Origin of the sequence: Streptomyces sp. MUSC 14, assembly GCF_001866675.1 — a bacterium.
GTDB lineage: Bacteria > Actinomycetota > Actinomycetes > Streptomycetales > Streptomycetaceae > Streptomyces.
The window spans coordinates 1-20,708 of record NZ_MLYN01000008.1 but is presented as its reverse complement, the minus strand read 5'-3'; the positions used below and the strand labels follow the sequence as shown (position 1 = coordinate 20,708).

21 protein-coding genes are annotated in these 20,708 nt (G+C 71.5%); 20 read left to right on the top strand and 1 reads right to left on the bottom strand.

What is annotated here, in order from left to right; genetic code table 11:
* The 3 genes from BIV25_RS03680 (at position 1) to ftsH (ending at position 6,088) form a co-directional block, all read left to right on the top strand.
* Positions 1 to 2,448 carry a [protein-PII] uridylyltransferase gene (locus BIV25_RS03680; RefSeq protein ID WP_071370668.1) on the top strand — a complete coding sequence of 816 codons (2,448 nt, stop codon included), beginning with the start codon at positions 1 to 3 and terminating at the stop codon, positions 2,446 to 2,448.
* Positions 2,449 to 2,544: 96 nt separating this feature from the next.
* Positions 2,545 to 4,092, top strand: a complete 1,548-nt coding sequence (gene ffh / locus BIV25_RS03675; protein WP_071370667.1) for a signal recognition particle protein — start codon at positions 2,545 to 2,547, stop codon at positions 4,090 to 4,092.
* Positions 4,093 to 4,153: 61 nt separating this feature from the next.
* Positions 4,154 to 6,088 (top strand): ATP-dependent zinc metalloprotease FtsH, encoded by a 1,935-nt coding sequence (gene ftsH / locus BIV25_RS03670; RefSeq protein WP_079176414.1) that lies wholly within the window; start codon positions 4,154 to 4,156, stop codon positions 6,086 to 6,088.
* Positions 6,089 to 6,095: 7 nt separating this feature from the next.
* On the opposite strand, the gene BIV25_RS03665 is transcribed toward ftsH, so the two are convergent.
* Complete coding sequence (locus BIV25_RS03665) at positions 6,096 to 7,016, bottom strand: class I SAM-dependent methyltransferase (RefSeq protein WP_071370665.1); 921 nt, start codon at positions 7,014 to 7,016, stop codon at positions 6,096 to 6,098.
* 522 nt (positions 7,017 to 7,538) lie between these two features.
* Between BIV25_RS03665 and BIV25_RS03660 the strand changes: the two genes are divergently transcribed.
* From BIV25_RS03660 to BIV25_RS03580, 17 genes are all read left to right on the top strand, one after another.
* A complete protein-coding gene (locus tag BIV25_RS03660) occupies positions 7,539 to 8,135 on the top strand; it encodes a hypothetical protein (protein ID WP_067041283.1) in 597 nt (198 codons plus the stop codon).
* Between the two features lie 305 nt (positions 8,136 to 8,440).
* Positions 8,441 to 8,860: a 30S ribosomal protein S16 gene (rpsP, locus tag BIV25_RS03655; RefSeq protein ID WP_071370664.1), complete on the top strand. Its 420-nt coding sequence runs from the start codon at positions 8,441 to 8,443 to the stop codon at positions 8,858 to 8,860.
* 5 nt (positions 8,861 to 8,865) lie between these two features.
* Entirely contained in the window at positions 8,866 to 9,105 is a 240-nt protein-coding gene (locus tag BIV25_RS03650) for an RNA-binding protein (protein WP_003973401.1), read from the top strand.
* An 82-nt stretch (positions 9,106 to 9,187) separates the two neighbouring features.
* Positions 9,188 to 9,733 carry a ribosome maturation factor RimM gene (gene rimM / locus BIV25_RS03645; protein ID WP_071370663.1) on the top strand — a complete coding sequence of 182 codons (546 nt, stop codon included), beginning with the start codon at positions 9,188 to 9,190 and terminating at the stop codon, positions 9,731 to 9,733.
* Positions 9,730 to 10,563: a tRNA (guanosine(37)-N1)-methyltransferase TrmD gene (trmD, locus tag BIV25_RS03640; protein WP_071370662.1), complete on the top strand. Its 834-nt coding sequence runs from the start codon at positions 9,730 to 9,732 to the stop codon at positions 10,561 to 10,563. Before rimM ends, trmD begins: the two co-directional genes overlap by 4 nt.
* 135 nt (positions 10,564 to 10,698) lie before the next feature.
* Positions 10,699 to 11,049 carry a 50S ribosomal protein L19 gene (rplS, locus tag BIV25_RS03635; RefSeq protein WP_071370661.1) on the top strand — a complete coding sequence of 117 codons (351 nt, stop codon included), beginning with the start codon at positions 10,699 to 10,701 and terminating at the stop codon, positions 11,047 to 11,049.
* A gap of 45 nt (positions 11,050 to 11,094) precedes the next feature.
* Entirely contained in the window at positions 11,095 to 11,790 is a 696-nt protein-coding gene (gene lepB / locus BIV25_RS03630) for a signal peptidase I (protein WP_071370660.1), read from the top strand.
* Complete coding sequence (gene lepB / locus BIV25_RS03625) at positions 11,783 to 12,874, top strand: signal peptidase I (protein WP_071370659.1); 1,092 nt, start codon at positions 11,783 to 11,785, stop codon at positions 12,872 to 12,874. The genes lepB (BIV25_RS03630) and lepB (BIV25_RS03625) overlap by 8 nt, the downstream gene beginning before the upstream one ends.
* Complete coding sequence (lepB, locus tag BIV25_RS03620) at positions 12,762 to 13,778, top strand: signal peptidase I (RefSeq protein ID WP_107485901.1); 1,017 nt, start codon at positions 12,762 to 12,764, stop codon at positions 13,776 to 13,778. The genes lepB (BIV25_RS03625) and lepB (BIV25_RS03620) overlap by 113 nt, the downstream gene beginning before the upstream one ends.
* A 168-nt stretch (positions 13,779 to 13,946) precedes the next feature.
* Entirely contained in the window at positions 13,947 to 14,732 is a 786-nt protein-coding gene (gene lepB, locus BIV25_RS03615) for a signal peptidase I (protein ID WP_071370657.1), read from the top strand.
* Entirely contained in the window at positions 14,722 to 15,246 is a 525-nt protein-coding gene (locus BIV25_RS03610) for an NUDIX hydrolase (RefSeq protein ID WP_071370656.1), read from the top strand. Before lepB (BIV25_RS03615) ends, BIV25_RS03610 begins: the two co-directional genes overlap by 11 nt.
* Positions 15,247 to 15,302: 56 nt before the next feature.
* Positions 15,303 to 15,611: a DUF2469 domain-containing protein gene (locus BIV25_RS03605; protein ID WP_014675276.1), complete on the top strand. Its 309-nt coding sequence runs from the start codon at positions 15,303 to 15,305 to the stop codon at positions 15,609 to 15,611.
* A 128-nt stretch (positions 15,612 to 15,739) separates the two neighbouring features.
* Positions 15,740 to 16,102: a YraN family protein gene (locus BIV25_RS03600; protein ID WP_071370655.1), complete on the top strand. Its 363-nt coding sequence runs from the start codon at positions 15,740 to 15,742 to the stop codon at positions 16,100 to 16,102.
* Complete coding sequence (locus tag BIV25_RS03595) at positions 16,103 to 17,728, top strand: YifB family Mg chelatase-like AAA ATPase (RefSeq protein ID WP_071370654.1); 1,626 nt, start codon at positions 16,103 to 16,105, stop codon at positions 17,726 to 17,728.
* Positions 17,725 to 18,882 carry a DNA-processing protein DprA gene (gene dprA / locus BIV25_RS03590; protein ID WP_071370653.1) on the top strand — a complete coding sequence of 386 codons (1,158 nt, stop codon included), beginning with the start codon at positions 17,725 to 17,727 and terminating at the stop codon, positions 18,880 to 18,882. The genes BIV25_RS03595 and dprA overlap by 4 nt, the downstream gene beginning before the upstream one ends.
* 347 nt (positions 18,883 to 19,229) lie before the next feature.
* Positions 19,230 to 20,072, top strand: a complete 843-nt coding sequence (whiG, locus tag BIV25_RS03585; RefSeq protein ID WP_071370652.1) for an RNA polymerase sigma factor WhiG — start codon at positions 19,230 to 19,232, stop codon at positions 20,070 to 20,072.
* Positions 20,073 to 20,187: 115 nt separating this feature from the next.
* The coding region (locus BIV25_RS03580) for a TetR/AcrR family transcriptional regulator (protein ID WP_071370651.1) at positions 20,188 to 20,708 on the top strand (521 nt) is incomplete at its 3' end.

Sequence of the window (20,708 nt, the reverse complement as noted above, 5' to 3'; positions counted from 1 at the left end):
GTGACGGGAACGGACGAGCGGATGCCAGCAGAGGACTCGGGACCCGGCGGCTACGCGGCGGCCCGGCTGCGCCTCCTCACCGAGGGGGCGCGGTCCGGGCCGCCGCGCCGTGCCGCCCTCGCGGAGCTGACCGACGACTGGCTCCGCGGACTGTTCGGCGCGGCCGCAGCGGGGCTCACGGGGGTCTCGCTGGTCGCCGTCGGCGGCTACGGCCGCGGCGAACTGTCCCCGCGCAGCGACCTGGACCTGCTCCTGCTGCACGACGGCGCTGACACCAAGGAGGTCGCCGCGCTGGCCGACCGCCTCTGGTACCCCGTCTGGGACCTCGGCCTCGCCCTCGACCACTCCGTGCGCACCCCGGCGGAGGCCCGCAGAACCGCCGGGGACGACCTGAAGGTCCACCTCGGCCTCCTGGACGCCCGCCACCTGGCCGGTGACGCCGGGCTCACCGCCGGGCTGCGCACGGCCGTCCTCACCGACTGGCGCAACCAGGCCCCCAAACGCCTGCCCGAACTCCAGGAACTGTGTGCCGCACGCGCCGAGCGGCAGGGCGAGCTGCAGTACCTGCTGGAGCCCGACCTGAAGGAGGCGCGCGGCGGCCTGCGCGACGCCACCGCCCTGCGCGCCGTCGCCGCCTCCTGGCTCGCCGACGCCCCGCGCGAGGGCCTCGCCGACGCCCGCCGGCGCCTGCTCGACGTCCGCGACGCCCTGCACCTGGCGACGGGCCGCGCCACCGATCGCCTCTCCCTCCAGGAGCAGGACCAGGTGGCCGCCGAGCTGGACCTGCTGGACGCGGACACCCTGCTGCGGCAGGTGTACGAGGCCGCGCGGGTGATCGCGTACGCCAGTGACGTCACGTGGCGCGAGGTGGGGCGCGTGCTGCGTTCACGCGCCGTACGACCGCGCCTGCGCGCCATGCTGGGCGGCAACAAGCCGGTCACCGAGCGCTCGCCGCTCGCCGAGGGCGTGGTGGAGCAGGACGGCGAGGTGGTGCTCGCCCGTGCCGCGCGCCCCGAGCGCGACCCCGTGCTGCCGCTGCGCGCCGCGGCCGCCGCCGCGCAGGCCGGCCTCCCGCTCTCCCTGCACGCCGTCCGGCGGATGGCGGCGACCACGCGCCCCCTGCCCGCACCGTGGCCCGCCGAGGCCCGGGAGCAGCTGGTCACCCTGCTCGGCTCCGGCCGCCCGACCGTCGAGGTCTGGGAGGCGCTGGAGGCGGAGGGCCTGATCAGCCGACTGCTGCCGGACTGGGAGCGGGTCCGCTGCCGCCCCCAGCGCAATGCCGTGCACCTCTGGACCGTCGACCGGCACCTCATCGAGACAGCTGTCCGCGCCTCCGAACTCACCCGCCGCGTCAGCCGCCCCGACCTGCTCCTGGTCGCCGCCCTGCTGCACGACATCGGCAAGGGCTGGCCCGGCGACCACTCGGTGGCCGGCGAGATCATCGCCAAGGACGTGGCCGTCCGGATCGGCTTCGACCGCGCGGACGTGACGGTGCTCTCCTCGCTGGTCCGCCACCACCTCCTGCTGATCGAGACGGCCACGCGCCGCGACCTGGACGACCCGGCCACGGTCCGCTCGGTCGCCGAGGCGGTCGGCACCCAGAGCACCCTGGAACTGCTGCACGCGCTGACCGAGGCCGACGCCCTCGCCACCGGCCCGGCCGCCTGGTCCTCCTGGCGCGGCTCCCTCGTCGCCGACCTCGTCCGGCGGGTCTCGGCCGTCCTCGCCGGGGACGCCCCGGACGAGCCCGAGCCGACCGCCGCGCCCACCGCCGAACAGGAACGGCTGGCGATCGAGGCGTTCCGCACCGGCGGCCCGGTCCTCGCCCTGCGCGCCCAGACGGAACCGGTCACCGGGGCGGAGTCCGCCCAGGAACCCCTCGGCGTCGAGCTGCTCATCGCCGTACCCGACCAGCCCGCCGTGCTGCCCGCCGTCGCCGGGGTCCTCGCCGTGCACCGGCTGACCGTGCGCACCGCCGAGCTGCGCGCCCTGAGCCTGCCGGACGACGTCGACGACGGCTCGGTCCTGCTGCTCAACTGGCGGGTCGCCGCCGAGTACGGCTCCCTGCCGCAGGCCGCCAGGCTGCGTGCCGACCTCGTGCGCGCCCTCGACGGCTCGCTGGACATCGCCGGCCGCCTCGCCGAACGGGACGCGGCCTACCCCCGCAGACGCGGCTGGACCGCCCCACCGCCCCGTGTCACGGTGGCCCCGGCCGCCTCCCACCACGCCACGGTGATCGAGGTCCGCGCCCAGGACGCCCCCGGCCTGCTGCACCGCATCGGCATGGCGCTGGAGAAGGCGGGCGTACGGGTGCGCAGCATGCACGTCAGCACGCTGGGCTCCAACGCCGTCGACGCCTTCTACGTCACGACGGGCACGGGCGCACAGCTCCCGGCACCGGACGCCGCATCGCTGGCGCGGGTGCTGGAGGAGACGCTGCGCGGATGAGCCGGGGGACGACCTGCCCCGGTACTTTCGACGCCGGGATACCCTGGAGGGCGATTCCCACCAAGACCGTCACCGACCCCGAGGACCGCGAGCGCCGTGTTCGACACTCTCTCCGATCGCCTGTCAGCGACTTTCAAGAACCTGCGCGGCAAGGGACGGCTCTCCGAGGCGGACATCGACGCCACCGCGCGCGAGATCCGCATCGCGCTCCTCGAGGCCGACGTCGCCCTGCCGGTCGTCCGCACGTTCATCAAGAACATCAAGGAGAGGGCACTCGGCGCCGAGGTCTCCAAGGCGCTGAACCCCGCCCAGCAGGTCCTGAAGATCGTCAACGACGAGCTGGTCACGATCCTCGGCGGCGAGACCCGGCGGCTGCGCTTCGCCAAGCAGCCGCCCACCGTGATCATGCTGGCCGGTCTCCAGGGTGCCGGTAAGACCACCCTCGCGGGCAAGCTCGGCCGCTGGCTGAAGGAGCAGGGGCACTCGCCGCTGCTGGTCGCCGCCGACCTGCAGCGCCCGAACGCCGTGAACCAGCTGAGCGTCGTCGCCGAGCGCGCCGGCGTCGCCGTGTACGCCCCCGAGCCGGGCAACGGCGTCGGTGACCCGGTGAAGGTCGCCGAGGACTCCATCGAGTTCGCGAAGTCCAAGGTGCACGACATCGTGATCGTGGACACCGCGGGCCGCCTCGGTATCGACCAGGAGATGATGCAGCAGGCCGCGGACATCCGCGACGCCGTCTCCCCGGACGAGATCCTCTTCGTCGTCGACGCGATGATCGGTCAGGACGCGGTCAACACCGCCGAGGCCTTCCGCGACGGCGTCGGCTTCGACGGCGTGGTGCTCTCCAAGCTCGACGGCGACGCCCGCGGTGGTGCCGCCCTGTCGATCCGGCAGATCACCGGCAAGCCGATCATGTTCGCGTCGAACGGCGAGAAGCTGGACGACTTCGACGCGTTCCACCCGGACCGGATGGCCTCCCGCATCCTCGACATGGGTGACCTGCTCACCCTGATCGAGCAGGCGGAGAAGACCTTCAGCCAGGAAGAGGCCGCCAAGATGGCCTCGAAGCTGGCGTCCAAGAAGGGCCAGGACTTCACCCTGGACGACTTCCTGGCCCAGATGGAGCAGGTCCGGAAGATGGGCTCCATCTCCAAGCTGCTCGGCATGCTCCCGGGCATGGGCCAGATCAAGGACCAGATCCAGAACATCGACGAGCGGGACGTCGACCGCACCGCCGCGATCATCAAGTCGATGACCCCGGCCGAGCGCCAGGAGCCGACGATCATCAACGGCTCGCGCCGCGCCCGTATCGCCAAGGGCTCCGGCGTCGAGGTCAGCGCGGTGAAGAACCTGGTCGAGCGGTTCTTCGAGGCCCGCAAGATGATGTCCCGCATGGCCCAGGGCGGCGGCATGCCGGGCATGCCGGGGATCCCGGGCATGGGCGGCGGCCCCGGCCGGCAGAAGAAGCAGCAGAAGAAGGCCAAGGGCAAGCAGCGCTCCGGCAACCCGATGAAGCGCAAGCAGCAGGAGCTGGAGGAGGCCCAGCGCCGCGAGGCGGCGGCCCAGGGCGGCGCCTTCGGGGTGCCGCAGCAGGGCGGCCAGGAGTTCGAGCTGCCGGACGAGTTCAAGAAGTTCATGGGCTGAGTGCGCCCCTGAGCCCCTTGCTGGGCATGCCGGGGGTTGGTCGTTGTCGTACGGTCCGGATATGACCAACCCCGCCCCGCCGCGCAAGTCGCCCGACCAGCCCTGGCGTACCGAAGGCGCCCCGGAGGAGCCGCCGAAACAGCCGGGCGGGCCCCGGATGCGCGGCGGCTGGTGGCGGCTGATCCTCACCGCGCTGATCGTGTACCTGATCGCCAACCTGGTGCTGTCCTACTTCGACCAGGCCAACGAGCCGACGATCTCCTACACCGAGTTCAGCAAGCAGGTCAACGACGGCAATGTCGCCAAGATCTACGCCAAGGGCGACTCGATCCAGGGGCAGCTCAAGAAGGAGCAGAAGAACCCCGGCGGCGGCACGTACACCAAGTTCAACACCGAGCGGCCGTCCTTCGCGAACGACAGCCTCTGGTCGAATCTGACCAAGCACAACGTCACCGTCACGGCCCAGCCCGTCGTCCAGCACCGCAGCTTTCTCGCCAATCTGCTGATCTCCCTGGCACCGATGATCGTCATCGTCGCGCTGTGGATCTTCGTCGCGCGGCGGATGAGTGCGGGCCTCGGCGGCGCAGGCGGCATGCTGGGCCGCAAGGCGCCACCCAAGCCGGTCGAGCTGGTACCGGGGGAGAAGCGCACGACCTTCGCCGACGTGGCCGGGATCGACGAGGTCGAGGGCGAGCTGAACGACGTCGTCGACTTCCTGAAGAACCCCGACGCCTACCGGCGCATGGGCGCCAAGATGCCCCGCGGTGTGCTGCTCGCGGGCCCGCCCGGCACCGGAAAGACCCTGCTCGCGCGCGCGGTCGCGGGCGAGGCGGGCGTGCCGTTCTTCTCCGCGTCCGCGTCCGAGTTCATCGAGATGATCGTGGGCGTGGGCGCCTCGCGCGTGCGGGAGCTGTTCGCGGAGGCCCGCAAGGTCGCGCCGTCGATCATCTTCATCGACGAGATCGACACCATCGGCCGGGCCCGCGGCGGCGGGGCGTCCATGGGCGGGCACGACGAGCGCGAGCAGACGCTGAACCAGATCCTCACCGAGATGGACGGCTTCTCCGGCTCGGAGGGCGTCATCGTCATCGCGGCCACCAACCGCGCCGACATCCTCGACCCGGCGCTGACCCGCCCCGGCCGCTTCGACCGGGTCGTCCAGGTCTCGCCCCCGGACCGCGGCGGCCGCGAGGCCATCCTGGAGATCCACACCCGTGACATCCCGCTCGCCGAGAACGTCGACCTCGCCCAGGTGGCCCGGACGACCCCGGGCATGACCGGCGCCGATCTGGCCAACCTCGCCAACGAGGCGGCCCTGCTCGCGGTGAAGCGCCAGCAGCAGGCCGTGACCCAGTCCGACCTGTCCGACGCGCTGGAGAAGGTCCAGCTCGGCGCGGAACGCCCACTGGTGATGCCCGAGGAGGAGCGCCGGCGCACCGCCTACCACGAGAGCGGGCACGCCCTGCTCGGCATGCTCCAGCCGGGCGCCGACCCGGTCCGCAAGATCACCATCGTGCCGCGCGGCCGGGCCCTCGGCGTCACGCTCTCCACGCCGGACGCCGACAAGTACGCGTACACCGAGGAGTACCTGCGCGGCCGGATCATCGGCGCGCTCGGCGGCATGGCGGCCGAGCACGTCGTCTACGACGTGATCACCACCGGCTCCGAGAGCGACCTGGAGCAGGTCACCAACATCGCGCGCGGAATGGTGTCCCGCTGGGGCATGAGCGAGGAGGTCGGCCGGCTCTCCGCGCTCCCGAACGACGCCCAGCAGGCCTACGGGCTCGCCGCCGCACCGCAGACCCTGGACGTCATCGATACCGAGATGCGCCGGATCGTGGACGAGTGCTACGAGGAGGCCTGCCGCAAACTCCGCGACCACCGCGGCCAGTTGGACGCCCTCGCGCAGGCGCTGCTGGCCAACGAGACCCTGGAGGAGGCGGACGCGTACCGCGTCGCCGGGATCACGCGCCTGACCAAGGACACTGACGCGTGACGGACGTTCAGGGCACGCGCGCGACGAGATAGCGGAAGACGTTCGGCATCCACACGGTGCCGTCCGGGCGCCGGTACGGATGCAGGGCCTCGGCCAGCTCCTTGTCGACCTGCTTGGCGTCCGTCGCCGCGATCGCCGCGGCGAACAGCCCCGTCGACAGCAGGCCGCGTACGGCACTGTCGAGGCCGGCGTACCCGAAGGGGCAGGCGACCCGTCCGGAGCCGTCCGGCCCGAGGCCGGCGCGCTGCGCGACCTCCTCCAGGTCGTCCCGCCCGGCGGGCCGCCAACTGCCCGCGCCGCGCAGCGGATCGGCCAGCTTCGCCGCCACCCGCAGCACCGAGGAGGTGGCACACCGCTCCGGCGGCCCCCACCCGGTCAGCACCACGGCGGCCCCCCGCGCGGCGAACGGCAGGGCCTGCGCCAGCGATTCCCCGAGCCCCTCGGCGTCCCCGGCGAGACATCCGACCGGCTCGAAGACGGTCACCAGGTCGTACGGCTCCGCCTCGGCGTCGCCCCGGGCGGCGGGCGACCCGGCGATGAGCCGCACACCGGCACGCGCACGCGTACGGCCGCTTTCGCCGCACCCGGGGCGGTGCCCGGAGACGTCCGGCAGGCTTCTGTCCCCGCCGCGCGGGGTGTGCGGCAGCAGGCGTTCGCGGGCGAGGGCGAGGCGTTCGGGGGAGGCGGCCTCGCAGCCGGTGACCTCGGCCCCTCTGCGGGCGGCCAGCAGCAGGGCGAGCCCCGAGCCGCAGCGCAGGCCCAGCAGCCGGGTGGCGGGGCCCACTTCGAGCCGTTCGTGGACGGCCTCGTAGAGCGGCACCAGCATCCGCTCCTGGATCTCCGACCAGTCACGCGCGCGTGCGCACAGGTCCGCGCGGGGTTCGGGGTCCGCGTGAGCCAGGTGCTGCCGCACGAGCACAGGTGTCATAGGTAAGCGCCCCAATCCGCCGACAGTTCGCCGCTGCGCCCGGTCGTTCGGCCCCCGTGCCGTGCGCGCGCACTTCCCACGTATGTCAGGTAACTCCCGGCTCGCGACGGCGTCCAGGGGTCGTGGCGCCCCGCTTGAGGTTCGGGTGTGTCTGTGGCGAGATTTCACATCCCGGTAATCCGGGCGGCCGTACGGTGTGCGTTCCCGCATCGGGGCCGGTGCCAGGGGTCCGGGCGGTGCGCGGTAACGTCACGGCCGTCACGAACGCAGATCAAGGTGAGACATGACGCCGATCGCGGCCGAAACATCCCTTGCACATCCCCGACCTCACCCCGCAGCGGGCACTACGTGCCGGACCGTACGGCGGACTACGCACCAGCTTGGTATGAGCTGTGAGGCTTCTCCGCAGATCAGCGCACCCGCCCTCGTCAGGACGCATCAGCGGCAACTGACTGGTACGTGCAAATTATTTGGGATGACCCGGAATAGGAACACATTCGAGCTCCCGCTCGTTGTCATTACGTGAGCACGACACAGACACCACCTGTTCTCGCCGCGGAGCTGGCGCAGGCGTGGGCCGACATTCAGCGGTACCACCCCGAGCTGCCGGACCTCGCCGCCCCAGAGTCCCTGATCGGAGAGTCGTCGTCCGCGTGCGGTCACGAGCTCTCCTTCGAACGACTGCTCCATGAGGCAGTCCACGGCATCGCCGCCGCCCGTGGGATCCGCGACACCTCCCGCGCCGGCCGGTACCACAACCGCCGCTTCCTTGCGATCGCCGAGGAGCTGGGCCTGGACCACCCCGAGGAGCCGCACCCGAGCAGCGGCTTCTCGCTGGTCACCCTCAACCCCGAGGCGCGGCGGCGCTACCGACCGACGATCGAGCGGCTCCAGCGCGCGCTGAAGGCCCATACGGCGGCCACGACGTCCGACACCACCCGCAGCTTCCGCGGCCCGGCCGCCCGGCACGGCTCCTCCGGTGGAGGCGTCCGCGTCAAGGCGGTCTGCGACTGCGGCCGCAACGTCCGGGTGGTGCCCTCGGTCCTGGCCCAGGCACCGATCGTCTGCGGCGGCTGCGGCAAACCGTTCAGAATCCCGGAGGTCGCCGGAGCGGCGTGACGCGAGCCGCGTACACCGGCATCTCGTGGGTGCCGGAAGCAGGCTCCTCGCCGCAGGCAGCGGGCAGCGCATCCGACGTGAACTCACCTCCACGCCGGATGCCTGTCCGGCATGCCCGGATGCGGTGCCGTACCCCTCGGCCGGAAGCGCCCCGCGGGGTGTGGCACAATGGCTAGCTGTACTCGACAGCCGCACAGGACCCCTCTCTCCTCCGGCTGACGCGTCCATCGGGCACTCGGGTACCGCAACCCCACGCGGCATTCTCGCCGTGCCCAACCACGTCAAATCCAGGAGAACCCACTCCCGTGGCAGTCAAGATCAAGCTGAAGCGTCTGGGCAAGATCCGTTCGCCTCACTACCGCATCGTCGTCGCCGACTCCCGCACCCGCCGTGACGGCCGTGCGATCGAGGAGATCGGCAAGTACCACCCGACCTACAACCCATCGGTCATCGAGGTGGACGCCGACCGCGTGGCGTACTGGCTGGGTGTCGGCGCGCAGCCGACCGAGCCCGTCCTCGCCATCCTGAAGAAGACCGGCGACTGGCAGAAGTTCAAGGGCGAGCCCGCCCCGGCGCCGCTGCTGGTTGCCGCCCCGAAGGCGGCGCGTCCGTCGTTCGAGGCGCTCGGCGGCGACGACGAGGGCAAGGGTGAGGCGATCACCCAGAAGAAGAAGGCTGAGAAGAAGGACGAGGCCGCGGCTGAGTCCGAGTCGACCGAGGCCTGAGCAGCATGCTCGAAGAGGCGCTTGAGCACCTCGTGAAGGGCATCGTCGACAACCCTGACGATGTGCAGGTCGCCTCGCGCAACCTGCGCCGCGGGCGCGTGCTGGAGGTCCGGGTCCACCCCGACGACCTCGGCAAGGTGATCGGCCGCAACGGCCGTACCGCGCGCGCTCTGCGTACCGTCGTGGGCGCCATCGGCGGCCGCGGTGTCCGCGTCGACCTCGTCGACGTGGACCACGTCCGCTGACGCTTCATCGCAACCGGCTCGGGCCGGGGAGGGCCCTTGGGCCGTCCCCGGCCCGTAGTCGTATGACAGGAGATCAAGCACAGTGCAGCTCGTAGTCGCACGGATCGGCCGCGCCCACGGCATCAAGGGCGAGGTCACCGTGGAGGTACGTACCGACGAACCCGAGCTCAGGCTCACGCCCGGCGCCGTACTCGCCACCGATCCCGCCGCCGCGGGACCGCTCACCATCGAGACCGGCCGGGTGCACAGTGGCCGCCTGCTCCTGCGCTTCGAGGGCGTCAAGGACCGCAACGGCGCCGAAGCCCTCCGTAACACGCTCCTCATCGCCGAGATCGACCCCGAGGAACTCCCCGAGGGCGAGGACGAGTACTACGACCACCAGCTCATGGATCTCGACGTGGTCACCGAGGACGGGCAGGAGATCGGCCGGATCACCGAGATCTCGCATCTGCCGTCCCAGGACCTGTTCATCGTGGAGCGCCCCGACGGCAGCGAGGTGATGATCCCCTTCGTGGAGGAGATCGTCACCGAGATCGACCTGGAGGAGCAGAAGGCCGTCATCGCGCCCCCGCCGGGCCTGATCGACGACCGCGCGGAGATCGCCTCTTCGAGGGAAGACAGCGAATGAGGCTCGACGTCGTCACGATCTTCCCCGAGTACCTCGAACCGCTGAACGTCTCCCTCGTCGGCAAGGCACGCGCGCGTGGCCAGCTGAACGTCCATCTGCACGACCTGCGCGCGTGGACGTACGACCGGCACAACACGGTCGACGACACCCCGTACGGCGGCGGGCCCGGCATGGTCATGAAGACCGACCCCTGGGGCGACGCCCTGGACACGGTCCTGGCCGACGGCTACGAGACCGGCGCGAGCGCCCCCGCGATCATCGTGCCCACGCCCAGCGGCCGGCCCTTCACCCAGGAGCTGGCCGTCGAGCTCTCCGAGCGCCCCTGGCTGATCTTCACGCCGGCCCGCTACGAGGGCATCGACCGGCGTGTCACGGACGAGTACGCGACCCGGGTGCCCGTCTACGAGGTCTCCATCGGCGACTACGTCCTCGCCGGCGGCGAGGCGGCCGTCCTCGTCATCACCGAGGCCGTGGCCCGACTCCTGCCCGGCGTCCTCGGTAACGCCGAGTCCCACCGCGACGACTCCTTCGCGCCCGGTGCCATGGCGAGCCTGCTGGAGGGCCCCGTCTACACCAAGCCGCCCGTCTGGCGGGGCCGGGACATCCCGGAGGTGCTGCTCAGCGGCCACCACGGCAGGATCGCCCGCTGGCGCCGCGACGAGGCGCTGAAGCGTACGACCGCCCACCGGCCCGACCTGATCGAGCACTGCGGCCCCAAGGCCTTCGACAAGAAGGACCGCGAGATGCTCTCGATCCTGGGCTGGGAACCGGACCCCGAGGGAGAGCCGCTCGGCCGATTTTGGCGGCGGGCCCAGGGCGTGGAAGAATAGACCGCTGTTGTGCGTCCGTCCGGCGTGCGCCCCTGCCGCAGGGGGACACGACGCCCGCCCCGACCCGCACGGCAGACCTCTTTTACACCTAGTTCCCGTTGATGACCTGTGGCATCAGCGAAGAAAGCAGACGAAATGTCTCACCTGCTCGACTCCGTCGACGCCGCGTCGCTGCGCAGCGACGTCCCGGCCTTCCGCCCGGGTGACACCGTCAACGTCCACGTGCGCGTCATCGAGGGCAACCGCTCCCGTGTGCAGCAGTTCAAGGGCGTTGTGATCCGCCGCCAGGGCTCCGGTGTCCGCGAGACCTTCACGGTCCGCAAGGTCTCGTTCTCCGTCGGCGTCGAGCGCACCTTCCCGGTGCACACCCCGATCGTCGAGAAGATCGAGCTCGTCACCCGTGGTGACGTGCGCCGCGCCAAGCTGTACTACCTCCGTGACCTGCGCGGCAAGGCCGCGAAGATCAAGGAGAAGCGCGACAACTGAGCGCAGCGCGGAGCCCATAGCGAGGCGGGATAGCATCTCGCCCCGATGGACACCGAAGCACAGCCGACGGAACGCGACCGCTCCTCCCACCCGGAATCCCCGGGGCCGGAGGAACGGTCGCGTTTCGCGTTGGTGTCGCGGATCACCGACTGGCTGCCGGGCGGCCGGATCACCCTCATCCTCTTCGTCTGCCTGGCGTTTTTGCTGCTCCTCAACGCTTTCGTGGTGCAACCGTTCCAGATTCCGAGCGGATCCATGGAGCAGGGCTTGAGGATCGGCGACCGCATTCTCGTAGATAAGTTGGCGTACCGTTTCGGAGCCCAGCCGCGCCGCGGCGACGTGATCGTGTTCGACGGCTCCGGGTACTTCGGGGACGCCGACTACGTCAAACGCGTGGTCGGGGTAGGGGGAGACCATGTGGTCTGCTGCGACAAGAAGGGACGGATCGAGGTGAACGGCCGCGCGGTCGACGAGTCGTCCTTCCTCTATCCCGGGGACAGCGCCTCCAGCGTCCCCTTCGACGTCGCGGTGCCCGAGGGGCGCCTGTTCGTCCTCGGTGACCACCGCAGCGACTCCCGCGACTCCCGTGACCACCTCGGCTCGCCCGGCGGCGGCATGATCCCGGTCGGCGACGTCATCGGCCGGGCCGACTGGATCGTCTGGCCGTACGGCCACTGGACGCATCTGACGCGGCCCTCCGCCTACGCGCGCGTGCCGTCCTCGGACGGTGCGCATGGGTAACCGCGGCAAACCACGCGGGGTGCCGGCCGGTCCCGCCGACAACCTGCTGCCCACGGGGGCGCGCCGCACCTCGGCGCCCGGCGGCGGCCGCACGCGCGCGGAGCGGCGCAAACTCCAGCGCAAGGTCAAGCGCAAGCGCAGGCGTTCAGCCGTTCGTGAGATCCCTCTTCTGGTCGGCGTCGCCGTCCTCATCGCGCTCGTCCTGAAGACCTTCCTCGTCCAGGCCTTCGTGATCCCGTCCGGCTCCATGGAGCAGACGATCCGGATCGGCGACCGCGTCCTGGTCGACAAGTTCACCCCGTGGTTCGGCTCCGAGCCGCAGCGCGGGGACGTCGTCGTCTTCCACGACCCGGGCGGCTGGCTCGCCGACGAGCAGACCACCAAGAAGAACGACCCCATCGTCGTCAAGCAGGTCAAGGAAGGCCTCACCTTCATCGGCCTGCTGCCCTCGGACAATGAGAAAGACCTGATCAAGCGGGTCATCGGGGTCGGCGGCGACCACGTCAAGTGCTGTGACGCGCAGGGCCGGATCACCGTCAACGGCACCCCGCTCACCGAGGGCAACTACATCTACCCGGGCGACGCCCCGTCCGCGATGCGCTTCGACATCACCGTCCCCAGGGGCCGGCTGTGGGTGATGGGCGACCACCGGGGGAACTCCGCGGACTCCCGGTTCCACATGAACACGCCCTACGGCGGCACGGTCTCCGTCAACTCCGTCGTCGGCCGGGCCGTCGCCATCGGCTGGCCCTTCGGCCACTGGACCCGACTCCAGGAACCTAAAACCTTCGCAAGCGTCGCCCACTCCGTGTCGGGTACGGCCGCCGCTCCCCTGCTGTCGCATAGGGTTACCTCCGAGAATCCGAACGGAATCACTCAGCTCCCGACCCCTGCGGAACTCCCGCTCGTTATGGGAGTGGTGGGCCTGCGCCGTGTCACGGGCAGGCGGTGGCACAGAGTAAGGAGTTGGCGTGGGGGATGTGGCGGTTGGCGCACGGTCGGGACACGACGGCGAAGAGCACCGCGGGCACCCCGTGGAAGCGAACGCCAGCGGCCCGGACGGCGCCGTGACCTCCGGAAATGACGAGATGACGGACGACGACGGCACGCGGGACGACGAGCAGCGGCCCCCCGGGGCGGACGACGCGGGCGAGGGCGGGACCGCCCCCACGCCGAGGAAACCACGCTCCTTCTGGAAGGAGCTGCCGATCCTCATCGGCATCGCGCTGGTCCTGGCGCTGTTGATCAAGACGTTCCTGGTGCAGGCGTTCTCGATTCCGTCGGACTCGATGCAGAACACCCTCCAACAGGGTGACCGTGTACTGGTCGACAAGCTCACCCCGTGGTTCGGCTCCGAGCCCGGGCGGGGCGAGGTGGTCGTCTTCCACGACCCGGACAACTGGCTGGCCGGCGAGCCGACGCCGACCCCGAACCCGGTGCAGAAGGTCCTCAGCTGGATCGGCCTGATGCCGTCGGCGGAGGAGAAGGACCTGATCAAGCGCGTGATCGGGGTCGGCGGTGACACGGTCGAGTGCAAGAACTCGGGCCCGCTGCTGGTCAACGGCCATGCGCTGAACGAGCCGTACGTCTACCCCGGCAACACGCCGTGCAGCGTGGACGACCAGGGCGGCCAGTTCAAGGTGACGGTCCCCAAGGGATACATCTGGGTGATGGGCGACCACCGCCAGAACTCCCGCGACTCGCGCTACAACCAGACCGACAAGCACCACGGCATGGTCCCGGTCAGCGACGTCGTGGGCCGCGCGATCGTCAAGGCCTGGCCGATCAACCGCTGGGGCACCCTGCCGGTCCCGGACACCTTCGACCAGCCTGACCTGAACCAGCAGTCGTCCGCGTCCGCCGCCCTGACGGTGGCCCCGCAGGGCGTGGCCGTCGCGGCGGTGCTGCCGGTGGTGGTGTGGCGGCGCAGCCGCCGGGACCGACTGGAGTCCAAGGTGCGGCGGAAGGCGTCCGCCGGCAGCAAGTGACCACGAAGGCCCGGTGCGCACCGACTCGACGGTGTGCGCCGGGCCTTCCGCGTGTCCGGGTCGGCCGAGGCGATCCGGAGCGGTTCACTCCGGCGTCGGCCGAGCCTTTGCCGCCGGTCCGGGACAGGGGCTGCCCACGCCCGGTACCGCCGGGTAGGGTGCGGGTCCATGAGCGGCGAGAGCACGACGCGTACGGCCCCGCGCAGCGGCGGGACAGGCACGGCACAGGCCGGCGGCAGCCGGTTCGGACAGCGGTTGTCCGGGGTGGCCGTCGCACTCGGTCTGGTGCTGTTCCTCGGCGGATTCGCCTGGGGAGCGGTGGCCTACCGGCCGTACACCGTGCCCACCAGCTCCATGACCCCCACCATCGACGCCGGCGACCGTGTGCTGGCCCAGCGCATCCACGCCGGCGACATCCGGCGCGGCGACGTCGTCGTCTTCGAGGACAAGACCTGGGTCACCAACTCCAAGGTGGTCAAGCGGGTCGTCGCGGTCGGCGGCGACACCGTCTCCTGCTGCACGAACGGCAAGCTGACCGTCAACGGCAAGCAGATCGACGAACCGTATCTGCCCAAGGGCACCCTGGCCGAGAACATGAACTTCCCGACCGTGACCGTGCCCAGGGGCCGGCTCTTCCTGCTCGGTGACGAGCGCCAGGGCTCCCTCGACTCCACCGCCCACCTCACCGACGCGGCCAAGGGCACGGTCTCCAGCGATGCCGTCTCCGCGCGCGTGGACGCCGTCGTCTGGCCCTGGAAGGGCATGCTGGGGCGCCCCACCGGCTTCGAGGCGCTGGGCCCGCTCTCCCAGCCCGGGCCGCTGCGCATCATCGAGCTGCTGATCGTCGCCGGTGCCGTGCTGGTGCTCGTCGGCGGTGCCTACGGCCCGATCGCCGCGCGCTCGGGCCGCTCCCGCGCGCGCGGTACCCGCCCGGAGGCGGCCGGTGCCCGCTGAGGCCGCGCGGACCGGCGAGGAGACGTACGAAGGCGGGCTGCGCAAGGTGGCCCGGGTGGTCCTTCTCGACCCGGACGACCGCATCCTGCTCCTGCACGGCCATGAACCGGGAGACCCGGCGGACGACTGGTGGTTCACTCCCGGCGGCGGTCTGGAGGGCGCCGAGACGCGCGAGCAGGCGGCGCTCAGGGAACTGGCCGAGGAGACGGGCATCACCGAGGTCGAACTCGGCCCGGTGCTGTGGCGGCGCAGGTGCTCCTTCCCCTTCGCGGGCCGCCGCTGGGACCAGGACGAGTGGTACTACCTGGCCCGTACGACACAGACGGCGACCGCGCCGACCGCACTGACGGAGCTGGAGCGGCGCAGCGTCGCCGGAGCGCGCTGGTGGACGTGTCGGGAACTGACCCGGGCACATGAGACGGTGTATCCGACCAGACTCGCCGAGCTGCTCCAGCGGCTGCTCGACGAAGGTCCCCCGGCCGGTCCCATGACCCTCGACACGGAAATCGTCTGAGGACACCCGGGACTGGCGCACAATGGTGGGATCGCACGGCTGAAGGGGAACATGCCATGAGCGCCGAGGACCTCGAGAAGTACGAGACCGAGATGGAGCTGAAGCTCTACCGGGAGTACCGAGATGTCGTCGGTCTGTTCAAATACGTGATCGAGACCGAGCGGCGCTTCTACCTCACCAACGACTACGAGATGCAGGTGCACTCGGTCCAGGGCGAGGTGTTCTTCGAGGTGACGATGGCCGATGCCTGGGTCTGGGACATGTACCGGCCGGCTCGGTTCGTCAAGCAGGTACGCGTGTTGACATTCAAGGATGTGAACATCGAGGAGCTGAACAAGAGCGACCTGGAGCTTCCGGGCGGCTGAGGGTCCGGAACTCACCTCTGAGTTCACTCCCAAGGGTGAGGGAGTTTTCCACAGTCGCCGGGCGCTCCACCAAGATCAACATGTCCGGGCGGGATGCGTGACCGTTGGCGCCGAGAGGTGGTGCCGACATGAACGCACGAGAAGCACTCGGCAAGTACGGCGAGGACCTGGCCGCCCGGAGGCTCGCCGCGTCCGGCATGACGATCCTGGAGCGGAACTGGCGCTGCGGGCGGTCCGGCGAGATCGACATCGTGGCCCGCGACGGGGACGCCCTCGTCATCTGCGAGGTCAAGACCCGCCGGGACGGCGACTACGAACACCCGATGGCCGCGGTGGGCCCGGAGAAAGCGGCGAAACTTCGCGAGCTGGCCGAACACTGGATCCAGGCCCACGGAGGAGCGCCCCCGGGCGGCGTCCGCATCGACCTGATCGGCGTCCTGCTGCCCCGGCGCGGTGCCCCGTCCGTCGAGCATGCGCGGGGGGTGGCCTGAATGGGATTCGCCCGCACATGCTCGGTCGCCCCGGTCGGTGTCGAAGGGGTGGTCGTCGAGGTCCAGGCCGACCTGGAACCCGGCGTCGCCGCCTTCACCCTGGTCGGCCTCCCGGACAAGAGCCTGACGGAGAGCCGGGACCGGGTCAGGGCGGCGGTGGTGAACTCGGGCGGCGAGTGGCCGCAGAAGAAACTCACCGTCGGGCTCAGCCCGGCATCGGTGCCGAAAGCCGGCTCGGGCTTCGACCTGGCCGTCGCCTGCGCGGTGCTCGGCGCCGCCGAACGGATCGACCCCCGCGTCCTCGCCGACATCGTCATGATCGGAGAGCTGGGCCTGGACGGTCGGGTACGGCCGGTGCGGGGCATCCTGCCCGCGGTGCTGGCGGCGGCCGACGCCGGCTACGAGCAGGTGGTCGTGCCGGAATGCACCGCCGCGGAGGCCTCGCTGGTCCCCGGGGTGTCCGTGCTCGGCGTCCGCAGCCTGCGCCAGCTCATCGCGGTCCTCACCGAGGAACCCGTCCCCGACGAGGAACCGGACGAGCAGGGCCGCCCGGACCCGCTCCTGGCCGGCCTGCGCATGCCCGGCACCGGCGCGGCCACCGGTATGCACAGCGTCGCGGCCGCACAGCACGGCCACGATCACGACCTGGCGGACGTCGTCGGCCAGACCTCGGCCCGTACGGCCGTGGAGGTGGCCGCCGCCGGAGGACACCATCTGTTCCTCGAAGGGCCGCCGGGCGCGGGCAAGACCATGCTCGCCGAACGGCTGCCGGCCGTCCTGCCCCGGCTCACCCGGGAGGAATCGCTTGAGGTCACGGCCGTGCACTCGGTGGCCGGACTGCTGCCACCGGGCAAGCCGCTCATCGACGTCGCGCCCTACTGCGCCCCGCACCACTCCGCCACGATGCAGTCACTCGTCGGCGGCGGCCCCGGCATCGCACGCCCCGGTGCGGTGTCCCTCGCCCATCGCGGAGTCCTGTTTCTCGACGAGGCGCCGGAGTTCCACAGCCAGACCCTCGACGCACTGCGCCAGCCCCTGGAGTCGGGACACGTGGTGATCGCCCGCAGCGCGGGCGTCGTGCGCTTCCCGGCCTGCTTCCTGCTGGTGCTGGCGGCCAACCCCTGTCCCTGTGGCCGCTTCTCGCAGCGCGACGCGCTGTGCGAGTGCCCGCCGTCGGCGATCCGCCGCTACCAGTCCCGGCTCTCCGGCCCGCTGCTGGACCGGGTGGACCTGCGCGTCGAGGTCGACCCGGTCACCCGCGCCCAGCTCACCGACCCCGGTGCCCGGGGCGAGTCGACGGTGACCGTGGCCGGGCGGGTGCGGCAGGCCCGGGAAAGGGCGGCGGCCCGCCTCGCCGGCACCGCGTGGCGCACCAACAGCGAGGTGCCCGGCCGGGAACTGCGCAGCCGCTATCACGCGGCGCCCGGCGCGATGGACGAGGCCGAGCGCAGCCTCGAACGGGGCGTGCTCACCGCCCGCGGGATCGACCGGGTCCTGCGCGTCGCCTGGACGGTCGCCGACCTCGTCGGACACGACCGGCCGGACGCCACGGACGTCGCCCTGGCCCTCCAGCTGCGCACCGGAGTGCCGCGTGGTGTGCCGATGGCCATCGGGGCGCTGACATGACAGCGGGCGACAGCGCCGACGGCGATCTGCTCGGCCGGATCCTCCTCACCCGTGTCATCGAGCCCGGGGACGAGGTCGGGGGGCGGTGGGTGCGGGAGTTCGGGGTGGGAGAGGTGGTGCGGCGGTTGCGGGGCGGCGAGGCGCTGCCGGGGGTGAGCGAGCAGCGGTGGGCGGGGCTTGTCGCACGGGCCGGGCAGGCCGATGCCGAGCGGGATCTGGAGGTGGCCGGGAGCGCGGGGGCGCGGTTCGTGGCACCCCGCGACGCGGAGTGGCCCCGGCAGCTCAACGATCTCGGGGACGCCCGGCCGCTCGGGCTGTGGGTGCGCGGACGGCCCAGCCTGCGGGTGTGGGCGCTGAGATCCGTGGCCGTCGTGGGGGCGCGGGCCTGCACCGAGTACGGGGCCCATGTGGCCGCCGCTCTCGCCAGCGGGCTCGCCGAGCGGGGCTGGGTGGTGGTGTCCGGCGGGGCCTACGGCATCGACGGCGCCGCCCACCGAGGCGCCCTCGCCGCCCGCGGAGCCACCGTCGCCGTCCTGGCCTGCGGTGTCGACCGTCCCTACCCCCGCGGCCACGCCGCCCTGATCGGCAGGATCGCGGAGCAGGGACTGGTCGTGGGCGAGCTGCCGCCGGGCGACCATCCGACGCCGAGCCGGTTCATCCTGCGTAACCGCGTCATCGCCGCACTGACCCGGGGCACCGTCGTCGTGGAGGCCGCTCACCGCAGCGGCTCCCTGTCCACCGCGCGGGCCGCACAGCGCCTCGGCCGGTTCACCATGGGCGTGCCCGGCCCCGTGACCAGCGCACTCTCCGCCGGTGTGCACGAACTGCTGCGGGGCGAGGCCGCCCTGGTCACGGACGCCGCGGAGGTCGTCGAGCTGGTCGGCGACATCGGCGAGCTGGCGCCGGTCCGGCGCGGGCCCGTGCTTCCGCGCGATCTGCTGGATCCCCCCGTCCGGGCCGTGCTCGCCGCCCTGCCCGGCGACCGTGCGGCCCCCGCCGGAGAGATCGCGCTCGGCGCGCGGACCACGCGGGACGAGGCGATCGCGAGACTGTACGAACTCCGAGCACTTGGCTACGTCGAACGACACGGCGACGGCTGGAAGTTGACACGCCAGGCGGTGATGTCCGTCCGCACCGGTCGCGACCCCCGCTGACCCGGGGGGTTCGGCCGTCCGGGGGAATCCCCGACGCCCTTGACGTTTCCCGGAGTTGGCGCCGTCGGCCGGTCGCGCGGAGCGGGGCGCGCAGCGCTCCGGCGAGACCGGCCGGAGGGCCCGCACGGGGGTGGAGCCTCGCTGTTCGCACACCGCGACACCTCAGTCACGCTACGCTCACGAAGACAGTGATACAGATCGCACCAACTCGACATCAGACCGACAGCTCACCCAGGCAGCCCATTCACCCACCAACCCCACCCTCGCCGGCCCGCGACACTCACGACACCCCACGGCGCTTCGCAGCACTTCACAGCACTTCACGGCAGAACGGCACTAGGCGACGAATGCCCCAGCACACCTCCGGGTCAGACCGGGCGGCGATCCCCCCAGCCGCCCGCGACGGTGGCAGCGTGCGGCCGCCCGCTCCCTCGACGCTCGACGAGCTGTGGCGGTCGTACAAGGCGACGGGTGACGACCGGCTGCGGGAGCAGCTGATCCTGCACTACTCGCCGCTCGTGAAATACGTGGCCGGCCGGGTGAGTGTCGGACTGCCGCCCAATGTGGAGCAGGCGGACTTCGTCTCCTCCGGGGTCTTCGGGCTGATCGACGCGATCGAGAAGTTCGACATCGACCGGGAGATCAAGTTCGAGACGTACGCGATCACCCGGATCCGCGGCGCGATGATCGACGAGCTGCGGGCGCTGGACTGGATCCCGCGGTCGGTACGGCAGAAGGCGCGCAACGTGGAGCGGGCCTACGCCACTCTGGAGGCGCGGCTGCGGCGCACCCCGAGCGAGGGCGAGGTCGCCGCCGAGCTGGAGATGGAGGTGGACGAACTCCACGCCGTGTTCAGCCAGTTGTCGCTGGCCAACGTGGTCGCCCTGGAGGAGCTGCTGCATGTCGGCGGCGAGGGCGGCGACCGGCTCAGCCTCATGGACACGCTGGAGGACACCGCCGCGGACGATCCCGTGGAAGTGGCCGAGGACCGAGAGCTGCGCAGATTTCTCGCGCGAGCGATCAACACACTGCCCGAGCGTGAGAAGACCGTGGTCACGCTGTACTACTACGAAGGGCTCACGCTCGCCGAGATCGGCAATGTCCTCGGGGTCACCGAGAGCCGGGTCAGCCAGATCCACACCAAGTCCGTGCTCCAGCTGCGGGCCAAGCTGGCGAGCTTCGGACAGTGAGGCGGGCGCGCGGCCGGTGCGGTCCTGCCGCTGACCTCGCGCGGGTGATCGGCTCTCCCGTTCGGGCCGGGGCGTCCGTAAAGTGGACGGCGTGCCAAGGATTCGAGCGGCCTCCGTGGCCGAGCACCGGTCGATGCAGCGAGCCGCCCTGCTGGACGCGGCCCGGTCGTTGTTGTCCGAGGGCGGGACGGAGGCGCTGACCTTCCCGGCTCTCGCCGAGCGGACGGGGCTCGCGCGCTCGTCCGTGTACGAGTACTTCCGGTCGCGGGCCGCCGTGGTCGAGGAGCTGTGCGAGGTCGACTTTCCGCTGTGGGCGGCCGAGGTGGCCGCCGCGATGGAGCGTGAGGAGTCGGCCGAGGGCAAGGTCGAGGCGTATGTGCGCAGGCAGCTGGCGCTGGTCGGGGACCGGCGGCACCGGGCGGTCGTGGCCATCTCCGCGAGCGAGCTGGACGCCGGCGCGCGGGAGAAGATCCGGGCGGCGCACGGCGGCCTGGTCGCGATGATCGTCGAGGCACTCGGGGAGGCGGGGCACGAGCAGCCCCGGCTGGCGGCCATGCTGGTCCAGGGGGTCGTGGACGCGGCGGTGCGCAGGATCGAGCTGGGGGCGGCGGAGGACCCAGAGGCCATCACCGACGC